General features: G+C 67.1%; 2 protein-coding genes. Both read right to left on the reverse strand.

The genetic code is table 11. The features are described 5' to 3' along the window. Positions 1 to 55 precede the first annotated feature (55 nt). Positions 56 to 1,357, reverse strand: coding sequence for a cytochrome P450 (locus tag IG65_RS0128755; protein WP_030518080.1), 1,302 nt, complete (start codon positions 1,355 to 1,357; stop codon positions 56 to 58). A 43-nt stretch (positions 1,358 to 1,400) separates the two neighbouring features. Beyond that, positions 1,401 to 25,868, reverse strand: coding sequence for a non-ribosomal peptide synthase/polyketide synthase (locus tag IG65_RS0128760; protein ID WP_051757091.1), 24,468 nt, complete (start codon positions 25,866 to 25,868; stop codon positions 1,401 to 1,403).

The raw sequence follows: 25,868 nt of genomic DNA on the forward strand, positions 1-25,868 counted from the left end.
TCACCCGCCTTGCGTCATCCTCCATAGGAATTGCATCGCGACGAGACCGCAGCCATCAGCCGACAGGCTGGTGGCTGCGGAGGCGTGGACCGGTGTGCACGGGAAGGTGTTCGTATCCGTGCAGCGTGAAGAGCGGGCGACGGGTGGGCGCGTCGGTCGATCGCAGGTCCGGGAAAGTCTCGAAAAGGGCTCGCAGGGCATGCGCCGCTTCCATCCGTGCCAGACCGGCGCCCAGGCACACATGGATACCGCTACTGAATGACAGGTGGTTGCCGGCATTGTTCCTGGTGATGTCGAAACGGGCCGGCTCGGTGAACACAGCGGGGTCGCGGTTCGCGCCGGCCAATGAGAGCACCACGGTCGAACCCGCACGAAGTCGGATACCGCCGATCTCCAGCGTTGTACGGGTGGTGCGGGCGGTGGTTTGCACCGGCGGATCGATCCGCAGGATTTCCTCGACCGCGTTGGGCCACAGCTCCGGTTCGGCGCGCAATCGACACAACTGATCGGGGTGACGCAGCAGCCAGGTGATGCCCTTGCCGATCAAGTTGACCGTTGTTTCGAAACCCGCAGCCATCAGCAGCGTCGCCGAGGCGCACAGTTCATGGGTGGACAGATCGCTTCCGGTGACAAGGTTGCTGAGGATATCGTCGCCGGGTTCGGCGCGGAGGCGGTCGATGTGCTCCACGAGATAGTGGTGCACTCGCTCCGAGGATTCCATCGCCCGCTGATGTGTGTGCCAGGAGATCCCCAGGTCGAGCAACGGACTGATGTCGTCGCCCCAGCGCAGGAACATCTCGCGGTCGGCATCCGGGAAGCCGAGTATTTCGGAGATGATGGCGATGGGCACCCGTGCGGCGTACTGCGCCACCAGATCGGCGGGCCCGTCGTCGGGGAGCACTGCAAGCAGTTCCTCTGTAACGGTCTCGATTCTCTCGCGCAGCCGGGCGATGGCACGCGGTGTGAAGGCCGCGGTCACCGGTTTGCGCATCCGCGTGTGTTCGGGCTGGTCGATCACCAGCATCGACGGAGGATCCACCGGGTTGGGCGGGACGGGCCGGGGGTGCAGGACGCGCCGTACGAGGCGCGGCGCGAACACCGTCGGTACGCCTGCACCGAAACGCTTGTCGCGCAGTATTTCTCGGGTCATATCGTGATCGAAGGTGATCCACACCGGATAGGCCCGGATCAATCCGCCCTTTCCGCGCATCTTCTCGATCAGGGCGTACGGGTTTTCTATCCCCTCCGCGCTGCCGATCAATTGCGCGAATAGATCACCGCGACGGAGCTGCACCTTCTTGAACAGGAGGATCACCCCGTGATTGTTGACCCACCGATACAGGTACTGCGGTTTCATCGAGCACTCCATCCCGGTCGAAGTCCGGTCGCGGACCGGGTCCTCACCACTGCTCCATCACCCTTTCGATCACCGGACCGACCTCGGACAGTGCGTGAGGATGACTCAACTCGAGATGACGCGCATCGACCACCTTGTTGTAAACCTCACCGGTGACATAGACACGCCACTGCTTCGCGAGTTCATCGTGGTCCGAGTGGTCCTTCCCCGCGGTGAAGAAGATCAGATCTCCGTCGAAAACGTCGGGCCGGTAATCATCGGCGATGTGACTCGCGGTCTCGAAGCTCGCCATCACCCGATCGACCTGTTCCGCGGTGAACAGCCCGGTGCCGGTCACCTGATCGCGGATGACGGCCCATGCTTGTTCGTAGGTGTCGGCTTGCGCTTCGTCTCCGAGGCCGAACAACTCTCGCCAGCCGCCGAGCAGATCCGCCATCAGCTGCCCCGGCGCCGGTTCTTCCGCCAGCGCGGGCAAAGCAATCTGCTCCTGTGGGACGGCGAGCGCGCTGTCCAGCACGGCCAGCATTCCGACCGGTTCACCGGCGCACCGAAGCCGCGCCGCCATGGCATGCGCGATCTGCCCACCCAATGACCAACCGAGCAGGTGGTACGGCCCGTTCGGCTGAACACGGCGAATCTCGGCCACGTAGCGGTCGGCCAGTTCTTCCACCGACTCGGCCGGTGGTTCGCTCGCCACTACGTGGGGGTCCTGCAATCCGTAGACCGGTCGATCGCTGTCGAGATATTCGAGCAGGCCACCATAGAACCACGCCAGCCCGCCGGCGGGGTGCACAGCGAACAGCGCGGGTTTCGTTCCGTGCGCACGCAGTGGAAGCAACACGTCCAGGCCGGAGCCACCGCCTGTCGCCTCGTCGGCCCTGCGCGCCAATACCTTCGGCGTCGCGTCGTCGAACATCCACGGCAATGCGATCGTCACACCACGCGCTCGCAGCTCGGTGACCACCATCGTGGCCAGCAGCGAATTGCCGCCCAGATCGAAGAACCCATCCGATACGCCGACCCGCTGTACTCCCAGCACTTTCGAATAGACGTCAGCGATCAGCTTCTCCGTGCGCGTGCGCGGTGCCACGAATTCGTCGCCGGATACGTCGAAATCGGGGGCGGGCAACGCCTTTCGATCGAGCTTGCCGTTGACCGTCAACGGCAGATCCGGCAGCACCATGACCGCCGACGGCACCATGTAGCCGGTCAGGACCTGCGCAGCGACCTCCCGGACTTCGCCCGGTTCGATCGGCTGCCCGTCGACGCCCACGACGTAACCGATCAGCTGATCCACGCCGCGCTCGTGGCGATGGACTGCCACCGCGGCCCGTGTCACACCCGGATGCCGCAGCAGCGCCGCCTCCACCTCACCCGGTTCGATCCGATAACCGCGCAGCTGTACTTGCGCGTCGGCACGGCCGGCATACGTCAGCTCCAGACCGCTCGCAGACTTCCGCCACCGGCCGACATCTCCGGATCGATACAACCGGGCGCCACTCGGATCGAACGGGTTCGCCACGAATCGGCCCGCGGTCAGCGCCGGAGCCCCCAGGTATCCGCGCGCGAGTTGCTCACCGGCAACGTAGATCTCCCCGGCGACACCGATCGGTACCGGCTGCAACCGGGGGTCGAGTACGTACACCTTCAAGCCCGGCAGCGGTGATCCGATCCCGGCCCCACCCGCCCCGTCGATTTCGGTCGACGTCACATGCACAGTCGTCTCGGTGATTCCGTACATGTTGACCAATCGCGGCGATTCCGGGGAATGAGCCAGGAACCAGCCGGCCAACCGTGACGTATCCAATTCCTCACCACCGAATACAACGTACCGCAGGGCGAGATCACCTGCCCCGCAACCAGATTCGCGGTAGGCGCGCTCTGCATCGGCGAACCCGTAGAACGCCGACGGAGTCTGGCTCAGGACCGTCACGCGCTCCCGTGCCACGAGGTCGACCATCTCCTGCGGGGACCGGGACGTGTCGTAGTCGACAACGACCACCCTGCCACCGGACAGCAGCGCACCCCACATTTCCCACACCGCGAAATCGAAGGCATACGAATGGAACAGCGTCCACACATCATCGGGACCGATGTCGAATCGCTCGGCCGCATGGGTGAACAAGGTGACCGCGTCACGATGGCTGACCGCCACTCCCTTGGGACGGCCCGTGGACCCCGAGGTGTAGATGACGTAGGCGAGATTGTCCGGCCGCGGCTTCGGCAATGCCGCATCGCGACAGGTCGCGATCGCTCCCACACAACCCTCGGCGATTATCAGCGGTGCCGGGTATTCCGGAATCGCCGCCGCCATATCCGCCGAGGTCAACACCGCCGCGGGAGCGGCGTCGTCCAGTATGAACCGCAATCGTTCGGGCGGGTATGCCACATCCAACGGCAGGTAGCCGGCACCCGCCCGCACCACCGCGAGCAGGCCGACGACCAGTTCGACAGAGCGCGGCAGCGCCACAGCCACCAGCGATTCCGGCCCCACTCCCTGCTCGGCCAACCGTGCGGCCACTTCACCGGCACGCCGATCGAGCTCCGCATAGGTCAGCTGTGTGGCGCCGTCGGTGACGGCGACCGCGTCCGGCTGCGCCGCGACCCGCTCGACGAACAGCTCCGCCAGCGTCGTGTCCACCACCGGGACGCCCGGCTGCCCTGCCGCGCTGAGCAATTCGCGCCGCTGCACCGGACCGACGATGTCGATATCGCCGACCGGCACCGCCGGATTCGTGGTCACCTCCTCCAGCGTCCGCACGAACGCCTGCGCGAACCGAGTCATCGTCTCCTCGACGAAAAGATCGGTGGCGAAGGTCAATCGACCCACCATGCCGGCCGGACGCCCCGCCTCGTCCACCTGCTCGACCAGCTTCACGGCCAGGTCCGCCTGTGCCTGATCGAAGCCGCCCTCCACCGGCTCGACGGTGAGCCCCGGCAGTTCCAGCGCGGCCCTACTCAGGTTCTGCACATCGAGTGTGACCTGGTAGAGCGGCAGATGCGCGGTCGACCGGGGCGGATTCAGCATCTCCACGACGTGCTCGAAGGGCACCTCGGCGTGCGCGAAGGCAGCAAGGTCCGTATCACGCGTCGCGGCCAGCAAATCGGCGAACGGCTGTTTCGGCGACACCCGCGATCGCAACACGAGGGTGTTGACGAACATCCCGATCAGATCGTCGAGTTCGCGCTCCCCGCGGCCGGCGACCGGGGTGCCTATCGCGATATCGTCCACCCCCGCCAGCCTGGACAGCAGGACGGTCAACGCGGCGTGCAGCACCATGAAGGCCGTCGCGTTCGACGCGCGTGCGACGGCATCGATGCGGGTGTGCAAGGCGACGGGCAGCTCGAAATCGATTGCGCGGCCTCGCATCGACGCCACCGGCGGCCGGGGCAGATCCGTCGGCAACTCGAGCAGGTCGGGCAGCCCGTCGAGGGTGTGCTTCCAGAACCGCAACTGCTGGGACGCGACCGAGTCCGGATCGTTCTCATCGCCGAGCAATTCACGTTGCCACAGCGCGTAGTCCGCGTACTGGACCGAAAGGGCCGGCCATGTCGGCTCCGTCCCCCGCCGAGTCGCCTCGTACGCCACAGCGACATCCCGCGCCAGCGGCATCATCGATTGCCCATCGGCACAGATGTGGTGCACACAGACGACCAGTACGTGGTCACGGTCGTCGACAGCGAACAGTTCGATCCGCACGGGCGGCGCCTGTCGCACATCGAATCCGCTCGATACGGCCGCGACCACACGTTCCATCAGATGCCGTTCGTCGATCCGGACGGGCGTCAGGGCCGGCACGACCTCGCCGACGGCGACGGCGACCTGGTGCGGCATGTCGCCGGTCACCGGGAACTTGGTCCGCAGAGACTCGTGCCGGTCGACGACCGATCCGCACGCGCGCCGCAGTGCGTCGAGATCGAGTTCTCCCCGCAACCGGACCACCAGTGGGATGTTGTACGCGCCGACCGAGGTGTCGAACTGGTTGAGGAACCACATCCGTTGCTGCGCCGGTGACAGCGGTACGAGCGCCGGCCGAGGTCGCGGAATCAGCGGCGTCCGAACGTGCCGGTCGTAAGTCGCGGTGCGAGCCGCGAGCTCGGCAACCGTCGCCGCTTCGAACAGATCCCGGACACCGATGCGCACCCCGAGGGCCGCGCTCAACCGCGCGGTCACACGCGTCGCCGACAGCGAATCTCCACCGAGGTCGAAGAAATTGTCCACTGCCCCGACTCGGTCGACGTTCAACACCTCCCCGAACACCTCCGCGACGCGACGCTCGGCGTCGGTCCGTGGGGCGACCCACTCCTTGATACCCGTGAACGCCGGCGTGGGAAGCGCCCGGCGGTCGAGTTTGCCGGTGGTGGTGAGGGGCAATGCGGCAAGCGTCACGAACACGTCGGGCACCATGTGCGCGGGCAGCCGCAACCGCGCGGCGGCCCGCACATCGTCCGGGTCCACCTCCTCGGCGGCGACGAGATAACCGACGAGCCGGCCGATGCCGCGTTCGTCCTTTCGCAGCGCGACACCCGCACGCTCGATCCCGGGACAGTCGGCCAGGACGGACTCGATCTCGCCGAGTTCGATGCGTTGCCCGCGAATCTTGACCTGGAAATCGCGGCGGCCGAGATATTCGAGCGTGTGCTGCGGTGTCCAGCGGGCCAGGTCGCCGGTGCGGTACATGCGTGAACCTGCCGCAGCGAACGGGTCGGCCACGAACGCGGCGGCGGTCGCCGCGGACCGGTTCACGTAGCCACGAGCCAGCTGTACGCCGGCCAGGTACAACTCCCCCACCACTCCGACCGGCACCGGCCGCAACCACTCGTCGAGCACGACGGCCTCGACACCGCGCATCGGGGCACCGATCGTCACCACGTCACCGGGATACAAATCGCCGATCGCGGCCAGGATCGTGGTTTCGGTGGGCCCGTACCCGTTCAGCAACCGCCGTCCGGGCGCCCACACCGCCACGGTCTCGGCCGTGACCGCCTCGCCGCCGGCGGCCAGCACCCGCAACGAGTCGAGTCCGGTGGGCGACATCGTCGCCAGCACACTCGGGGTCAGGAAGGCATGCGAAACTCGCTGCGCCGCCATGAGTTCCCGCAGCGCCTCGCCGGCGAACAGCTCCGGAGGCGGCACCACCAGCGTCGCGGCGTTGCTGTGTGCCAGCAGCACCTCGAGCACCATCGCGTCGAAGCCGGGAGCGGCGCCGAGCAGCACCCGCGACGCGCTGTCGGCACCGAAGCGATCACGTTGTACCGCTGCGAAATTCGCCAGTCCCTCATGGGTGACCGCGACCCCCTTCGGTGTTCCCGTCGAGCCCGAGGTGTAGATCACGTATGCCGCATCCCGGATATGGGGGGTGCGTGTGCGTTCTGCCGTGGTCACGGCGGACGCCGGGCACGAGGCGATGGTTTCGGCGGTGTCCGGGTGGTCGAGAACCAGCACGCGCACCGCGTCGGGGAGCAACTGCCGCGATGCCGAGTCCGTGATCGCCACTCGCACAGCGGAGTCCGCGATCATGTGCCCGACTCGCTCGGCCGGATTCCGAGTATCGACCGGCACGAAAGCCGCACCCGCTTTGGCCACCGCCCACAACGCGACGACGAACTCCACCGACCGCGGCATCACCAGCGCGACCTGATCTCCAGGGCCGACACCCCAGGCGATCAAGTGTCGCGCCATCCGGTTCGACCACGCGTCCAGCTCACGATAGGACACCGTGCGTTCCCCTGAAACCATCGCTGCGGCAGCGGGTTCGGTGGACGGGCCCACTGCGAGCAGCTCCGCCATCAGGCGCGGCGCTTCGGCGCTGCCCCCCGAAGCGGGTACCAGCTCGCGACGCTCGCGCGCGGACAACAGGTCGATCGCGCCGAGCGGCGTACGCGGATGGGTCGTGACCGTGCGCAGCACCGCCTCGACACGTGCGGCGAGACCGGCCGCCGTGACGTCGTCGATACGGGACCGCTGGTACCGGACTCGGACATGCAGTTCGTCGGTGTGATGCGCTTGCACCGTGATCGGGTAGTGCGTGGCGTCGCTGCCTTCCGCCGTGACCACCCGCATCCCGTCGATGTCGGCGTCCCCCATGCCGCTGCTGTCGACCGGATAGGACTCGAAGACGACCAGTGTGTCGAACAGTTGAGTGCCGCCCGCGGCCGCCATGATCTGCGACAGTTCGACGTAGTGGTGTTCGAGCAGACCGGTGTTCTCGGCCTGCAACCGATTCAGCGCGTCCTCGACGGTCAGGTTCCGGCCCACGTCGGCGACGACCGGAATCGTATTGATGAACAGGCCGATCATCGACTCGACGCCCGGCAGGTCGGCCGGCCGGCCGGAAACGGTGCTGCCGAATACGACGCGTTCGACGCCGAGCAGATTGCCCAGTACCAGCGCCCAGGCGAACTGCACGATCGTCGCCATCGTCACCGCTTCGGCCCGGGCGAATTCCATCAACTCCGCCGTGACGGCGTGATCGAGCACGATCGCCAGATCGATCGGGATGTCGGTGGTCGCCGCCGAGTGCGGATCGGCGACCAGTGTGGGCTCACCGATGTCGGACAGCGCATCTCGCCACGCCGCGATGCTGGTGGACCAGTCGCGCCGGTTCAGCCAGTCGAGGTAGTCGCGGTACGACGCGACGTCGGGCAACAGTTCCGCCCGGGTGTCCACCGCGTACAGGCCGATCAGCTCACGCCACAACAGCGGCAAGGACCAACCGTCCAGCAGGAGGTGGTGCGCCGTCAACACCAGCCGGAAGTCCTGCGGCCCGGCGACGATGAACAAGAACCGCAGCAGCGGTGGGTCGGCCGGATCGAATGTGGCCGTACGCTCGGCCGCGAGCAGGTCATCCAATTGCTCTGCCCCGGTGGTCGACTCGATTCTGCGCCAGCTGACGGTGGTGTGGGCGGGCACGACCTGCGCGGGCACGCCGTCGGCCGTGCGGGTGAAAGCGGCTCGCAGGTTGGGGTACCGCTCGAGCAGGGCGTTCGCAGAACGCTCGAGCCGGTTCTCGTCGACGGCGCCGGCCAGGACGACCACCGATTGAGCTGTGTAGACGTCGAGCCGGCCGGTGGCGAGTTCGGCGTGGAACAGCAACCCCGCCTGCAGCGGCGCCAGCGACCATACGTCGGTCAGCGCACCGTACCGGTCGGCGAATGCGTCCAGCTCGGGCTGGGTGAGGTCGACGAGCGGGACGTCGGCGCGGGAGAGACCCCAGTCGGGGTTCGCGCGGGCCGCCTCGGCGATCGCGGTCACGGCGTCGACCCATTCGTCGACGAGTTCGGCGACGTCGTCGTGTTCGAGCAACCGCGAGGCGTAGCCGATGTGCGCCGACAGCTCGGGTCCGGCCGCGGTGTCCGCGATATTCACGTCGATCGTCAGCACGGCCGCGGCGGGCATATCCGGATCGAATGCGGCGCGCCGGTCGAACTGTTCATCGGTCGGCACCCATGCCAGGTCCGACAAGGACGTGAGATCGACGCCGGCGCGGCCGAGATTGTTGTAGCTGATCTGTGGCTCCGGCGAGGCTGCGAGCCGGTCGGCGGTGTCGGCGTTCGTATAGCGCAGCAGACCGTATCCGATGCCCTTGTCCGGGATCGCGCGCAACTGATCCTTCACGGATTTGACCGTCGCGCGCGGATCCGCGAGCGCGATTCCATTCAGGTCGAGCGCAACCGGGTACGCGTTGGTGAACCACCCCACGGTGCGTGAGACGTCGGCGCCCGCAGCGATCTGCTCTTCACGTCCGTGACCCTCCAACAGGACTTTCACGCCCTCATGGGTGACACCGCGCCGCTTGCGCCAGCGTGTCACCGCCACGGCCAGAGCGGCGAGCAAAGCATCGTCGATGCCGCCGCGAACGGCACCGGGCACCGCATCGAGCAACACCGAGGTGCGCTCTGCCGGAATGGACACTGCCAGATGCCGCACGGTCGACTGGGTATCGACTGCGGGATCCAATGCCGCACAGCCGACCAGCGGATCGGCGGCCGCACTCATCCGATGCCACAGTTCGTATTCACCGGCGCGATCCTCAGCGGCGGCACCCAGCGCGTGCGCCCACCGGCGCATGGACGTGCCCGGCGCCGGCAGCTCCACCGGTTGCCCGTGTGTGACCTGTTGCCAGGCGGCCACGAAGTCGGGAATCAGGATGCGCCACGACACCCCGTCGACCGCCAGGTGGTGAATCACGATGAGTGCCCGGGCCTCGGCATCGACACCCCGTTCGGGAACCAGGCACACGACCTGCAGCATCCGGCCCGTGGCCGGATCCAGGCCGTCGGACGCGGCTGCCAGCGCCGCTTCCACCACGGCCGTGAAACCGTCGCTGCCCGGCGCCTCGCCGGCACGGAATGTGCGGGTCAGCACCGACCCCGCCGCGTCAGCGGCGGACTCCGGCAGCACCTCCAGCCGTCGTTCGCGCAACCGCGAGCGCAGCATGTCGTGCCGTTGAAGAACCGCCTGCACGGTCGCGGTCACGTCGTCGACTCGCACGTCACCGGGCAACCGCACCAACATCGATTGCGCGAACCGATCGGCTGCCCCGAGTCGGTCGACGAACCACGACACGATCGGCGTGAAGGGGATCTCTCCCACTCCGCCCTCGGGCAGCTCCGCGAGCGACGTCCGTTCGGAAGCCGCCGCAACCTGCGCCAGTCCGCGAACGGTCTTGCGCTCGAAGATGTCCCGGGCGGTCACGACGACACCCGCGGACTTCAGCCGCGATGCCAGCTGGATCGACATGATGGAGTCACCGCCGAGCGCGAAGAACGATGTTCCCGCGCCGACCGACGCGATGCCGAGAACGTCGGCGAAGACAGCCGCGATAGTACGTTCCAGGTCGGTCGCCAACGCCGGCACATCGTCTTCCCCGAGCTCGAAGACGGGCTCCGGCAGCGCTTTCCGGTCCACCTTGCCGGTCGAGGCGAGCGGCATGCGGTCGAGCACCGTGACGACTGCCGGCACCATGTGGGCAGGCAAGGCGGCAGCGACATGGTCGAGCACCGCAGTCGGTTCGAGGTCCGCCGCAGGGTCGGTCACGATGTAGGCGGCGAGAATCGGTTGCCCACCGGGACCGGTTCGGTGCACGGTCACGGCGGAGACCACCTCGGGGTACGCGAGCAGCGCGGCGTCGATTTCGCCGAGTTCGATGCGCTGGCCGCGAACCTTGACCTGGAAGTCGATGCGGCCGACGTATTCCAGCGCACCGCGCGCGGTCCAGCGGACCATGTCGCCGGTGCGGTACATCCGCGAACCCGGTTCCCCGTAAGGATTCGCCACGAACGCAGCCGCCGTCGCCACGGACCGATTCAGGTAACCGCGCGCCAACTGAGCGCCCGAAAGGTACAGCTCCCCTTCCACTCCGACCGGCACGGGCCGCAACCGCGCGTCCAGGACCACGGCCTGCGCACCCCGGATGGGCCCGCCGATGGTGATCACGTCCCCGGGCTGCACCGGATCGCTCATCGTGATGACGATCGTTGTTTCCGTCGGCCCGTAGATGTTGTGCAAACGCCGGCCCGGTGCCCAGGCGGCGACCACATCCGTCGCCACCATCTCCCCGCCGACCGCCAGCATCCGCACGCAATCGAGGCCGGCGGGCGACATCGTCGCCAGCACACTCGGCGTCAGGAACGCATGCGATACCCGGTGCGTCCTGATCAGCTCGGCCAGCTCCGAACCGCCGAACACCTCCGGTGGCGATACGACCAACGCCGCACCGGCGGCGTGCGCCATCAACGCCTCGAGCAGGACCGCGTCGAAGGCGGGCGCGGCCACTTGCAGCACCCGCGAGGTGCTGTCCACCCGGTACCGATCACGCTGCTCGGCCGCGAAGCCCGCCAGTCCTTCGTGTGTGACGACAACGCCCTTCGGCTTTCCCGTCGAGCCGGAGGTGTAGACCACATAGGCCGCGTCTCTAATCTGCAAGGCCCGCGGGCGATCCGCGTCCATGACGGCGTGCTGCGGACGCGAGGCGATATCGGCGGCCGAACGCGGATCATCGAGCATCAGCCAGCGGACGCCGTCCGGCAACGACATGCGTGCCGCCTCGATCGTGATCCCGATCTCGACGCCGGAATCGTCGACCATATGCCCGATGCGCTCGGCGGGGTACCGCAGATCCACCGGCACGAATGCGGCGCCGGTCTTCGCGATCGCCCACATGGCGATGTGGTAGCCGACCGACCGGGGCACGGCGAGGGCGACGAATACACCCGGCCCGACGCCCTGGGCCAACAGATGAGCGGCGAGCTGGTTCGACCGCCGGGCGAGCTCCTCGTAGGTGAGGCTCTCGCCGTCTCCGATCAGCGCGATCGCGAAGGGGTTCGCGACCGCGGCCGACGCGAGCAGCACGGGAAGCAGGCACGGCGTGGTCGTGCCGGCGCCACGTGCGGGAAGCAGGTGTTGTGTCTCCTCGGCACTCAGCAATCCGATGTCGCCCACCGGCCGGGTCGGATCGGCCGTGACCGCGTCGAGTACGCGAACGAACCGCTCTGCGAACGATGCTACGGTCGACTCGACGAAAAGATCTGTGGCGTAGACGATCTCGACATCGATACCGGCGGGCCGCTCATCCTCGACGCGTTCGGTCGCCAGCACGGTGAGGTCGGTTTTGGCCTGTGCCACGCCGGGATCGAGGAGTTCGACATCGACACCGGGCAACTCGAACCGGGCCGGGCGCATGTTCTGCAGCCCGAACATCACCTGGAACAACGGTGTATACGCGGTCGACCGGGGGCGCTCCAGGGCATCGACCAGTCGTTCATAGGGCACGTCGGCGTGCGCGAGCGCCTCCACATCGGTGCGGCGCACCTCCGGCAGAAATTCGCTGAACGACCGGTCCTCACGTACCCGCGTGCGCAACACGACGGTGTTGACGAACATGCCGACCAGATCGTCCAGCGCCTGGTCGCCGCGCCCGGCAACCGGGGTGCCGACACAAATGTCTTCGCTGTGCGCGGTGCGAGCCAGCAGGATCGCCAGCGCCGCGTGGAGCACGACGAACACGGTGACGCCTTCGCGGTGCGCCAGCCGCACCACAGCGTCGTGCAGCCGCGGCGGCACCGCGACGTCGATGCTGCCGCCGGCCGTCGACACAGTGGCCGGCCGGGGCCGATCGGTCGGAAGGTCGAGCATTTCCGGGGCGTCATCGAGAACATCGCTCCAGTAGGCGATCTGCCGCGCCGACAACGACGCCGGATCGTCCTCGGCGCCCAGCATGTCGCGCTGCCACAGCGCATAGTCGGCGTACTGCACTGTCAGCGGTTCCCATTGCGGCACAAGCCCGTTCACACGTGCTTCGTAGGCGGCGAAGATGTCACCGGCCAGCGGCGCCATCGAGGAGCCGTCAGCGGCGATGTGATGAGCCACGAGCACGATCACGTGCTCTTCGGCGCCGATGCGGTACAGCCGTGCACGCACAGGCGCCGAGTGCGCGATGTCGAAACCCGCCCCGGAGGCCTGGTGGATCCGGTCGGTCAGCTCGGGCTCGCCGGCGACCGTTTCGGGAACAAGCGCCAGTTCCGCGGCCATGGCGGACACGTCGTGCACCACTTGGCACGGCTCGCCGTCGACGGGGGGATATGTCGTCCGCAGCGGCTCGTGTCGAGCCACCACGTCGAGCAGCGCCGCCTGCAGCGCAGCGACGTCCAGCGCACCGGTCAACCGCGCCGCGAAACAGATGTTGTACGCCGCCGACACGGTGTCGAACTGATTGAGGAACCACATCCGTCGCTGGGCCGCCGCCAGCGGCACGGTCGCCGGCCGTGTCCGTGGCGCGAGGGGAATCGTCGTGGAATCGGTGCGCCGGGCGAGGTGCTCGCCGAGTCGTGCGATCGTCGGCTCGTCGAAGATGTCACGGATTCCGGCCTCGACACCGAGGGCTGCCCGGGCCCGCGCCGCTATCCGCGCGGCCGAGAGCGAGTTGACACCGATCTCGAACAAGTTCGCCGTCACGCTCACGCGATCGGCTCCCGTGACCTGCGCGACGATATTCGCGAGTACCGTTTCGGGGCCGGTTCGAGGTGGCACGAATTCCTCCCCATCGTCGAACGTCGGCTGCGGCAACGCGGCTCGATCGAGCTTGCCGTTCGCGGTGAGCGGCATCGAGTCGAGCACTTCCACCGCGGTGGGAACCAGGTACGGCGGCAGCGAGCGAGTGAGCTGCTCGCGAATCGCGCGACCGCTGGTTGTCGCTCCCGGCGCCCGCGTCACGTATCCGACGATCCGATCCGAGGTGGCGACAACGACCGCACGAGCCACCTCCGGCAGTGCGGACAGCGCGGCTTCGATGTCACCGGGTTCGACTCGCTGTCCGCGGACCTTCACCTGGAAGTCGCTGCGGCCCAGGAATTCCAGCTCGCCGGCCTTCGTCCACCGGACCAGATCGCCGGTGCGGTACAGTCGCTCCCCCGGGTCACCGAACGGGTTCGCGACGAAGGCCGCGCACGTAAGAGCGGCACGAGCGTGATAACCCCGCGCCAGCTGTACACCCGAGACGTACAGATCGCCGACGACCCCGATGGGCACCTGCCGCAGCCGCGCATCGAGCACATGAACCCGCATACCGGCGACGGGTGTACCGATCGGCACCGTCGCGCGGGGCGTCACGCCGGGCAGGCACCGCCGGGAGGTGACGACCTCCGCCTCTGCGGGGCCGTACCAGTTCACCAGATCCGCGTTCACGAACACCTGCGCCGCAGCGTCGACTGTGCGTTGTGCCAGCGCCTCTCCCGCGACGAATACCCGCCGCACGGACGCCATCTGCGGGGAGCTCGTGGATTCGAGAAGCACGTCGAGCATCGACGGGACGAAGTGCACCGTGCCGACCTGATGGCGCGCGATGACATCGGCGATGTACGCCGGATCGCGGTGTCCGTCGGGCGCGGCGATCACGATCCGCGCGCCGGTCTGCAACGGCCAGAACAATTCCCAGACCGCGATATCGAACGTGATCGGAGTCTTGTGAAGCACCACGTCGGCCGTGCTGTGCGGCCACTGCTGCTGTGCCCACGCCAGCTGACTCACAGTCGCTGCGTGAGTGAGGGTGACTCCCTTCGGGACACCGGTGGAGCCGGAGGTGAACAAGACGTAGGCACAGTGTCCCGCCTCGAGCGGCACGCGCCGCTGGGCGTCGGTGATCGGGCTGTCGGGCATACCCGTCAGGTCCAGTCGATCGATCCGCACAGAGTCGAATTCATCCGGCAGTTCGGCGCCGTCGGACGTGGTGGTGAGCACCACCAGCGGCTGTGCCGCGTCCAGCACACGCGCGATACGCGCACTCGGATGATCCGGATCGATCGGAAGGAACGCGGCGCCCGACTTCACCACGGCGTACAGAGCCGTCACGAGCTCGGCGGAGCGGCGCACGGCCACTGCCACAACGGTTTCGGGCTCCGCGCCACGGGCGATGAGCCATCCGGCCAGACGATTGACGCGGGCGTCGAAATCCCGGTAGGTCAACACCTCACCGTCCGGAAGGACGACCGCCGGAGCGTCGGGCGTGCGCGCTACCTGCTCGTCGAAGGCATCGACAAGGGTCCGGCCCGTCACGACGGCGTCGCCGGTGTCGTTCCACCGTTCCAGTAGCTTCCGGTCGGCGGCACCGAGCAGGTCGATCCGATCGACAGTCGTGCCGGCATCGGACGCCGCGACGTCGAGAACGTGCACGAACTGCTCGGCGAAGCGTCGCACGGAGTCTTCGTCGAACAGATCTGTGGCGTATGTCATGCGCAATCGCATGCCGGCCGGCTCGTTGTGTGTGCCGTGTTCCTCGGTCATCATGAGCAGCAAGTCGTAGATCGCGGCGCTGTCGCCGGGGTCGACGCTCTCGGCAGTGAGACCGGGAAGCTCGACCCGTGCCCGCGCCATGTTCTGGTAGGCGAGCATCACCTGGAACAACGGGGTGTGCGCCGTCGATCGTGGCGGATTCAGCGCATCGACGAGCTGCTCGAACGGAACAGCGGCATGGTCGTATGCCTCGATGTCGGTGCGCCGCACATCGTGGAGCAGGCTCATGAATGTCTGATCGGGCGTGATCCGGGTGCGCATGACCAGCGTATTGACGAACATCCCGACCAGATCGTCCAGCGACCGGTCGCCGCGCCCGGCGTGGGGCACACCGATGGTGACGTCGTCACTGCCGGACAGTTTCGACAACACGATGGCCAGCGCGGTGTGCACCACCATGAACGTCGTGGCCCCGGCTCGGCGCGCCAGCGACTCCACCCGCCCGTGCAGCTCAGCGGAGATCGCGACGTGGGTCACCGCTCCGCGTTGGGTCTGCTCGATCGGCCGCGGCCGATCGGTGGGCAGCTCCAGCACATCGGGGATGCCCGCCAGTCGAGTTCGCCAATAGGCGATGTCGCGGGCGACGTAGGAGTCCGGATCGTCCACCGAGCCGAGCACCTCGCGCTGCCACAGCGCGTAATCGGCGAATTGGAGGGGCAACGGCGCCCATTCCGGCGCGGTGCCGCTGGACCGCGCCCGGTAGGCGGTGACGATATCGGTGGCCAGGGGCGCCACCGAATAGCCGTCGCAACTGATGTGATGGACAGCCATCGCGATCGTCCAGGTGGTGTCCGACAGCTGAAACAGCGCGACGCGCACCGGTACCCGCTGCGAAACGTCGAATCCGATGCTCGAGAATTCGGCCAGCCGCTGCGCCAGCTCGCGCTCGCCGATCGGCTGAGGCGTGAGATCGCACGTGGCGAGCACGTCGGCCGCATCCAGCACAACTTGAGCCGCCGTACCGTCGACTGCCGGGTATACCGTGCGCAAGCTCTCGTGCCGCTCGACGACGTCGCCGACGGCCGCTGCCAGCGCTTCGACATCGAGAACGCCTTCGAGCCGAATCGCCAGCGGCACAACGTATCCCGCCGACTCGGGATCGAATTGGTTGAGCAACCACATCCGATTCTGCGCCTGCGACAGCGGAACGCGATCCGGCCGGGAGCGCCGGGTCGGCGCAGGAAGGCTCGGTACCGCACGCAAATGCCCGATACGCTCGGCGAGATCGGCCACAGTCGATGCCGCGAAGATCATGTGCACCGGTATGGATATGTCGAGAATATGGCCGATGCGGCTCAATGCGCGCGTCGCGAGCAGCGAATTGCCGCCCAGGTCGAAGAAACTGTCGTCGGCGCTGACCGCCGGCAGCTCGAGAAGCTCGCCGAAGACCCCGGCGATGGCCTGTTGGACAAGACCTTTCGGCTCCCGGTACTCGGACGGATGGGTGCCCGCTTCCGGTTCGGGCAATGCCCTGAAATCGACCTTACCGTTCGCCGTGAGCGGGATCGAGTCGACCCGTACCACCGGTGTCGGCACCATGTAGGCGGGCAATCGCTGCAGCAGGAAACTTCGCACCTGCCTGACGTCGAGCGCGGGTTCGGCCACCACGTAGGCGACCAACCGCTGCTCGCCGCCGTCGGTGCATACCTGCGCGACGGCCCCGTGCACCTGCTCGTGGGCGAGCAACGCCGCTTCGACGTCACCGAGTTCGATCCGCAGCCCGCGAATCTTGACCTGAGAGTCCGCGCGACCGACGTACCGGATATCTCCGCCCTCGTCCCAGCGGACCAGGTCGCCGGTGCGATACAGGCGGCCGCCGGCGGCACCGGCGAACGAATCGGCAACGAACGTCGCCGCCGTCGGACCCGGCCGCCGGTGATAACCGCGCGCCAATTGGATTCCGCCCAGGTACAACTCGCCGGTCACCCCGGGGGGAACCGGACGCAGCCGCGAATCCAGCACGTGGACGACCACGTTGGCTTCGGGAGCTCCGATCGGCACCGCGACGGCATCGAAATCTTCGATCCGGTGGGCGGTCACGCTCACCGCGGCCTCGGTCGGCCCGTACAGGTTGTCGATGCGCGCGTCGCTGAGATCGCGGAACCGGCGGACGGTGTCGGCCGGGAGCGCCTCGCCGATGCACAGCACACGACGCAGGTCGGGGAACGCGCCGGGAGTGGCCACGTCGACGAAGGCCGAGAGCAACGACGGGACGAAGTCCACGGTCGTCACCCGGTACTCCGCCATCAGCCTGGCCACGGCAGTGGGGTCGGCGTGTGCGTCAGGACCCGCGACAACCAGTGACGCGCCGCACGTCAACGCCGAGAAGAGCTCCCAGATCGACAGATCGAACGTGAACGGCGTCCGCAGCAGCATGACGTCGTCGCCGCCCAGCCGGTAGTGATCGCGCATCCACCGGAGTTGGTTCACGACCGCGGCGTGCGGAACGGCGACCCCCTTCGGCACGCCCGTCGACCCGGATGTGTAGATGACATAGGCCAGATCGTCCGCACGCAACGGCCGGGTTCGGTCGGCGTCGGTCAACGGCGCCCCGTCGATGCGGGCGGTCTCGAACTCTTCGAGCGTCCACACCGCAACGTCGTCGGGCAGAGTCACCGCGTCGGCGCGACGGGTGAGGACCGCGCTCGGCCGTGCGGCGGTGAGCACGGCCCGCAGGCGGTCGATCGGATGATCCGGATCCAGGGGCAAGTAGGCCGCGCCGGCCGCGTGGATCGCATACAGGGTGGTCAGCATCTCGACGGAGCGCCGCATCGCGACTGCCACAACGTTTTCCGGACCGACCCCCCGTGCGATCAGCGCGCGGGCGAGCGAATTCACTCGCGCAGCGAACTCACCATAGGTGAGTCGATCCCCGGTCTCGGTGACCAGAACCGCCGTGCGCTCCGGCGTCTCCACCGCCTGCGTCGCGAACATCTGCGCAATCGTCGAGCTCGTACGGCGGATGGTCTCCCCCGTCGAGCGTGCGGTGAGTACGCGTGCCTCGTGTGCCGACAGCAGATCGATGTCGCCGACGGCCCGGGCAGGATCGGCGACGACCGCGCGCAGGAGCGACAGGTAGCGCTCGAACATCGTGACGATCGTCGTCTCGTCGAACAGGTCTGTGGCGTACCCGAATTCGACTGTCATCTCGCCCGGTTCACCAGCGGGTCCGAGAGTGTCGACGAGGTTCAGATGCAGGTCGTATTTGGCCACGCTCGGGTCGGGCATATGAGCCGAAACCGTCAGGCCGTCGAACGTCACCGTGGGGATATCGATGTTCTGGAACGAGAATCCGACCTGGGTCAACGGCGCGTGGGCCGTCGTGCGCTGCGGGTTCAGCACCTCCACGAGGCGTTCGAACGGGATATCGGCATTCTCGAAGGCGGCCAGATCTGTGGCCCGGACCTGTTCCAGAATCCGGGTGAAGGACGCATCGGGCTCGATGCGCGTCCGCAATACCAGTGTGTTGACGAACATTCCGATCAGGCCGTCGAGTCCCGGCTCTCCGCGACCTGCGATGGGCGTGCCCACTGCGATGTCATCGGTTCCCGACAGTCGCGCCAGCAGCGCCGCGAACGCGGCGTGCGTCACCATGAACACCGTGGTGTCGTGGCGGCGGGCCAGCCCGGCCAGGTCACGATGCAGGTCGGCCGGCACTGTCGTCGACACCGTCGCCCCGCGGAACGATTGCTGTGCCGGTCGCGGACGGTCGGTGGGCAGGTCGAGCACTTCGGGCAGATCGGCGAGAGTTGCCTGCCAGTACGCGATCTGGGCCACGGTGGCACTGTGTGGGTTGTCTTCGGTACCCAGCAGCTGACGTTGCCACAGGGCGTAATCCGCGTACTGCACGGGCAACGGCGCCCATTGCGGAGCCTGCTGCCGAGTGCGGGCTCGGTAGGCGGTCGTCAAGTCGGCGGCGAGGGGGGCGAGCGATGAACCGTCGATACTGATGTGATGAACCACGAGAACCAAGGTGTGCTCGTCGGTTGCAGTGCGCAGCAGCGTGATTCGGCAGGGCACGGCGGAGGTGACGTCGAATCCGGCCGCAACTTCGGCGGCGATCCATGCCTCGACTTCATCCGCCGCGACGGACACCGGCGCCGGCGTCGGCAGAACGGCAGCCACCGGGACGATCACCTGGTGTGGGCCGCTTTCGCTGTCCGGGTAGACGGTACGAAGGGACTCGTGCCGGTCGAGCACATCCGCGATCGCGGCGTGCATGGCGCTCACGTCCAGGGTTCCCGACATGCGCACGACCAGCGGAACGTTGTATACCGCAGAGCCGGTGTCGAATCGGTTGAGGAACCACATGCGGGTCTGGGCGGGTGACAGCGGGATTCGGTCCGGGCGCTGCTGTGGCTCGAGCGGTGCTCGTCCGCCCGCGTCGGCGGTGCGCAAGCGCTCCGCCAACGCCATGACGGTGTCCGCCTCGAACAGGGCGCGCAGTGGTACGTCGACGCCGAAGGCGCTGCTCAAGCGGGCCGCGGCACGCGTAGCCGACAGCGAATTGCCGCCGAGATCGAAGAAACTGTCCAAGACACCGACTTGCTCGATGCCCAGAACCTCCGCGAAGACATCCGCGACGCTCTGCTCGGCCGCGTTGCGAGGTGCGACGAACTCGGTGGTCGTTGCGGCGAAGACCGGTTCCGGCAGTGCCGCTCGATCGACTTTGCCCACCGACGATAGCGGCAGCGTGTCGAGCACCATCACCGTCTCGGGCACCATATGCGAGGGCAAGCGCTGCGCGACATGGTTCAACAGTTCCGCTGTGTCGATATCGGCTCCGGCGGGGACCACGTAGCCGGCCAGTCGAGTGCCGCCATCGGTCGCAACCCCTACGGCGACTGCTGCCGCGACGTGGGGATGTCCGGACAGAACGGATTCGATTTCACCGAGTTCGATCCGCTGGCCGCGGATCTTGACCTGGAAATCGGTGCGCCCGACATATTCCAGCGTGTGCTCCGGTGTCCAGCGGGCGAGATCGCCGACGCGGTACATGCGTGTGCCCGGCGCACCGAACGGATTCGCGACGAACGACGTGGCCGTCCGGGCGGGCCGATTGAGATATCCGCGAGCCAGCTGGATGCCGGCGACGTACAACTCTCCGGTCACCCCGACCGGCACCGGCCGCAATGACGCGTCCAGCACCACAGCCTCTACTCCACGGATCGGACCACCGATCGTCACGAGGTCGCCGACACACAACGGATCACTGATCGCGACCATGATCGTGGTCTCGGTCGGTCCGTACCCGTTGAACAGCTGTCGTCCCGGCGCCCACACCGCCACGGTTTCCGGGGACACGGCCTCTCCGCCTGCCACCAGCACCTGCAGCGAATCCAGTCCGGCGGGCGACATCGTCGCCAGCACGCTCGGTGTCAGGAACGCGTGGGAAACCTGGTGTGTCCGAATCAGTTCCGCCAGTTCACGGCCGGCGAACACATCCGGGGGCGAGATCACCAGCAGGGCGCCGTTGGTGTGCGCCATCAACAGCTCCAGCATCACCGCGTCGAAACCGGGCGCGGCGACCTGCAGCACGCGCGACCTCGAATCGGCCCGGTAGCGCTCACGCTGTTCGGCCGCGAAATTCGCCAGGCCCGCGTGGGTGACCGCCACGCCCTTCGGTGTGCCTGTCGATCCCGAGGTGTAGATCACGTATGCCGTATCCGCGGCTCGGCAGGGGCGCGTCCGGTCTACGTCCGTGACGGTAGCGGCCGATCGTGTCGCGATCGACGCCTGAGTGTCCGGATCGTCGAGAACCAGCGCTCGAACCGCGGTCGGGAGCAGGTTGCGCGAATTGTCGACGGTGATCGCGATCCGCACGCCGGAGTCCGCGATCATGTGTGCGACACGTTCTGCCGGGTTGCGAGGATCGACCGGAACGAACGCGGCACCCGCCTTGGTCGTCGCCCACAGTCCGACCACGAATTCCACCGACCGAGCCATCATCAACGCGACGTGATCGCCCGGGCCCACGCCCTCCTGGATCAACACTCGCGCAAGACGATTCGACCACTCGTCCAATCGGCCGTAGGACACCGAGTGCGCACCGGACACAATCGCAGGCGCATCGGGATCTCCGCCCAGCAAGTTCGCCAGCACCGACGGTTCGACGCCGGCGCCACCCGACGCGGGCACCAGCTGCGTTCGCTCGAGCCCCGACAACAACTCCACATCACCGACCTGCGCCTCCGGGTTCGATACGAAGGCATCGAGAATACGGTTCAGCCGCGCGGCGAGCTCGTCGATCGTGCCCCGGTCGAACAGGTCCGTCGCGTAATTGATTCGCAGTGCGACGTCGCCGCCCGCAGCCGAGTTCTCGGCCACCGTGACGATGAGGTCCACCTTTGCCGGCTCGGGCCCCGGATCCAGGATCTCGACGGTGAGTTCAGGAAGCTCCAGTCTCGGCCGGTCCATGTTCTCGAAGGCCAGATAGACCTGACACAACGGGGCATACGCCGTCGAATGTGCCGAATCGAGTTTCTCCACGATGCGTTCGAACGGCAGATCGCGGTAGGCGAAGGCGTCGACGTCGACATCTTTGACCCGCGCGAGGAATGCGGTGAGTGATTCGTCGTCGCGCACCTCGGTACGCAGCGGCACCGTATTGACGAACATTCCGATGAGCGGCTCGAGCGCGCGTTCACCTCGGCCCGCGACCGGTGTCCCGACGGTGATGTCCGAAGAACCGGACAGTCGGGCGAGCAGCACGGCCAGTGCGGCATGAACGACCATGAAGGTCGTGACATTCGCGGTGCGCGCCAACCGCTCGATCTCGCCGAAGGTCTGAGCCGGGATCACCGTGCGCGTGACGTCGCCACGCAGGGATCGGCAGCTGGGGCGCGGGCGATCGGCGGGGAGTTCCAGCACCGGCGGCATGCCCGCCAGTCGCTGTGTCCAGTAACCCAATTGCTGCGCGGCCACCGAGTTCGGATCGTTCTCGTCGCCGAGCAGTTCCCGGTGCCAGACGCTGTAATCGGCGTACTGCACCGTCAACGGCTGCCAGTCCGGAGTCTTCTCCTCCGACCTCGCGCTGTACGCGGCTGCCACATCGGCGGCGAGCGGTCGCAGAGATGAGCCGTCGCAGCAAATATGGTGCAGCACAAGAACAAGGACGTGGCACCGCCGGTCGCCGGTCGCAAGCAGCGCGCCCCTGATCGGCGGACCGAGGCGCACGTCGGTCCCGGCCGAGGCCAGCTCTCGAATCCGGTTCGCGATCTCGTCGGGGTCGGTGGGCTTCGGCGTCAGATCGAGTTCCGCGACGACTTCCTCGGCCGGCAGAACGACCTGTGTCCCGGTACCGTCCACGGCGGGGTAGAAAGTGCGCAGTGACTCGTGCCGGTCGATCACGTCGGTCAGACAGGCACGCAGTGCCGCGGTGTCGAGACGTCCGGTCAGCTGCATCACCAACGGAATGTTGTATGCGGCAGAAGCCGGATCGGCTTGGTTGACCAGCCACATTCTGTTCTGCGCGGGTGCCAGCGGAACCGGCCCGGACCGCCGCGCCGGGCTCAGCACCGGCCGGCGAGCGTGGTGGCCGGCCTCGATATGCGCGGCGAGTTCGGCGACCGTCGGTTTACCGAACAGGTCGCGGACCGACACATCGCGTCGGGTCACCTCGGCGATGCGCACGGCCGCGCTGGTCGCGGTGAGCGAATTGCCGCCGAGTTCGAAGAAACTGTCCGACACGCCAACCCGCTCCAGGTCGAGAACCTCGGCGAAGACGTCTGCGATCGACTCTTCGACAGCGGTGCGCGGCGCGACGTACGCTGCGGCCGAATCGAATACCGGATCCGGCAGCGCACGGTGGTCCACCTTGCCGTTGACCGTGAGCGGCAAAGCCGCCAATACGACGATGCCCGCGGGGACCATGTATTCCGGCAGCCGCGCACCGACGTGTGCGCGAAGGGATTCGGCCTCGCAGATGGCGTCGTCGGCCGGCACGACATAGGCGACCAGCCGAGCCGCCTCCGTGCCCGGACGGTGTACGACGACGACGGCCGCCGACACCGCGCTGTGACTCAACAGTGAGTTACGAATTTCGTCCAGCTCGATCCGGAAGCCGCGCAGTTGCACCTGCTGGTCGGCTCGGCCACGATATTCCAACTCGCCGTTGTGGTTTCGTCGTGCCACGTCACCGCTGCGGTACAGGCGCTCGCCCGGCTTCCCGAACGGATTCGCGACGAAGCGTCCGGCGGTCAACGCAGGGCGGTTCAGGTAACCGCGCGCGAGTTGAGCGCCTGCCACGTAGATCTCGCCCCACGCGCCGAGCGGGACCGGGCGGAGACGCTCGTCGAGGACGAATGTTCGCAGACCCGGCAACGCCGGCCCGATCGCACTCGGCGCGCCCGGCGCGGCGATGTCGCGTGTGAGGCCGAGGTAGGTGACGAAGACCGTGGTTTCGGTGATCCCGTAACTGTTGGCCAGCACAGGCGAATTCGGGTTGTGCTCGTACCAGTCGGCCAACCCCGCCGGATCCAGCGCCTCGCCCGAAAGGATGACCAATCGAAGCGATAGCGCACCGTCCGGCTCCCCTGCGGTGGCGTAGCGCTGCCGGGCGGCTGCGAACTGGAGGAACGCCGAAGGCGTCTGGTTGAAAACGGTCACCTTCTCACGGACCGCGAGCCGCACGACATCGTCGGGCGAACGCGTGGTGAGGCTGTCGACGATGACGACTCGGCCTCCGCTGACCAGGGCGCCGAATATTTCCCACACCGAGTAGTCGAACGCGAACGAGTGGAAGAACGTCCAGACGTCCTCGGCGCCCACTCCGATCTCGGCACACGTATTGACCAGGTAGGTGGCGACGGCGCGATGGGATATCGAGACTCCCTTCGGCCGTCCGGTCGATCCGGACGTGTAGATGACGTAGGCGACGTGGTCGGAACGCAGTGCACCGGTGCGCTCGGCATCGGTGATCGGAGCCGAGCGGTCGCCGGGTTCTACACAGGTATCGTCGTCGAAGAGAATCACGCGTCCGGGGTCACCCGGAATATGCTCGCGCATATCCTGATTCGTCACGATGACGATCGGGTCGGCGTCGTTCAACACATATTCGAGCCGCTCGGTCGGGTGAGCTACGTCCACCGGCAGGTATCCGGCGCCCGACTTCAGTACGGCCAGGACGACGACGATCAGATCGACATTTCGCGGCATGGCGATGGCCACGAGAGTCTCCGGCCCTGCGCCGAGGGCGATGAGCCTGCGAGCGAACCGTGTGGACGACTCGTCCAGTTCGCGGTAGGTGAGGGCTGTCGCGCCGGAACTGACAGCCACCGCGGACGGACTGGCGGCAGCCTGCCGGGCCAGGAGTTCCACCAGAGTCTCGCCGGGCGATTCTCCGTGGCGGCCGGCGAGTTCCCCTATGATTCGCAGTTTTTCGCCGGGGTCGACCAGCGGGACGTCGACAATGGCGGTGCCCGCCGGCGACTCGATCATCCGGTGCAGGAATGCGATGAATCGGTGCGCGTGCAGTTCGAGTTCATCCTGGTCGTACAGGTTCGCGTTGCCGTGCAATTCGATCAGCAGCGGCGCCTCGGCGCCGGGCCGATACAGATTCAGCTGCAGGTCGTCGAGCACCCCGGACGTCAAGGCGCGGTAGCGGCCCTCCGCTGATCCGAGGCGAATCTCGGAGTCGAAGAAGAGAACATTGACGATCGGCCCGAACGAACTCGCCGCCGCGTCCAGCGCATTCGAGTCCCGGCGCAGGTCCTCGAATCGGTAGAGCTGATGCCGCATCGCCGAGACGAGTTCGGACACCGAGGCGCCGACCAGCTCCTCGACGGTAGTTGTCGCGTTCACACCGAATCGGATCGGCACCATGTTCGCCAACATGGCGGCGGCATTGCGCAGTTTCATCGTCACGCGCCCACTCACCGGCATCGACAGCACCACGTCGTCGGTGCGTGTCATCCTGGCGAGGAACGCCGCGAATGCGGCGATCACCACTTGGGCGGCGGAGGCTTTCAGGTCGTCGGCGAAACGGTCGAGCCGGTCGGACAACTGCGAGGGGAGCTGCCGGCCGACTACGCGGTCGTCCTTGCTCCAGCGTGCGGTGCGGCCCGACAGGCTTGCCGGCGTCGGAAGATCCGCGACCTTCTCGAGCCAATACGACTTGTCCGTCTCGAACCGAGAGCCGGCGCGGTAGGTCTGTTCCGTCTCGATGATTTCCCGCAACTTGGCTGCCACCAACTTCTTGGGCGGCCTGTTCTCGAGTATCGCGTTGTAATGTTCGGCTACTCGGGTGATGAGATTGAACGCACCGTAACCGTCGATCACCAGATGATGAGCACGCGCGTACCACAGATGCCGCTCCCCGGAGATCCGGATGAGCCGTGTCACCGCGAGCCGATCACGGCTCAGGTCGGCGACCTTGGTGTTGTAGTCGCGGCGCATCCACTCCATCGCCGCTTCGAACGGATCGTCCTCGGCACTGAAATCCAGTACGGGCTCGTCGTAGACAATGCTGCGGTCGACGAATTGGTATGGGCGACCGTCGTATTCGACCACGCGCACCACCGGAGACTCGATCTCGAGCGCGGCGCGGTTGACCGCCAGAGCGAACACGTCGGCATCTATCGGGCCTTCGAGATCGACGTACTGCGCGATGTTGACGGCCGGTCCGCCCGGCATGCTGTCCGCGAACCACATACCGTGCTGCGCCCTCGAGAGCGGAATCAGATCCAGTTCGTCGTCGGCGGTTCCGGTTGACTTCAGATTCAT

Origin of the sequence: Nocardia sp. NRRL WC-3656, assembly GCF_000720265.1 — a bacterium.
Lineage (GTDB): Bacteria > Actinomycetota > Actinomycetes > Mycobacteriales > Mycobacteriaceae > Nocardia > Nocardia nova.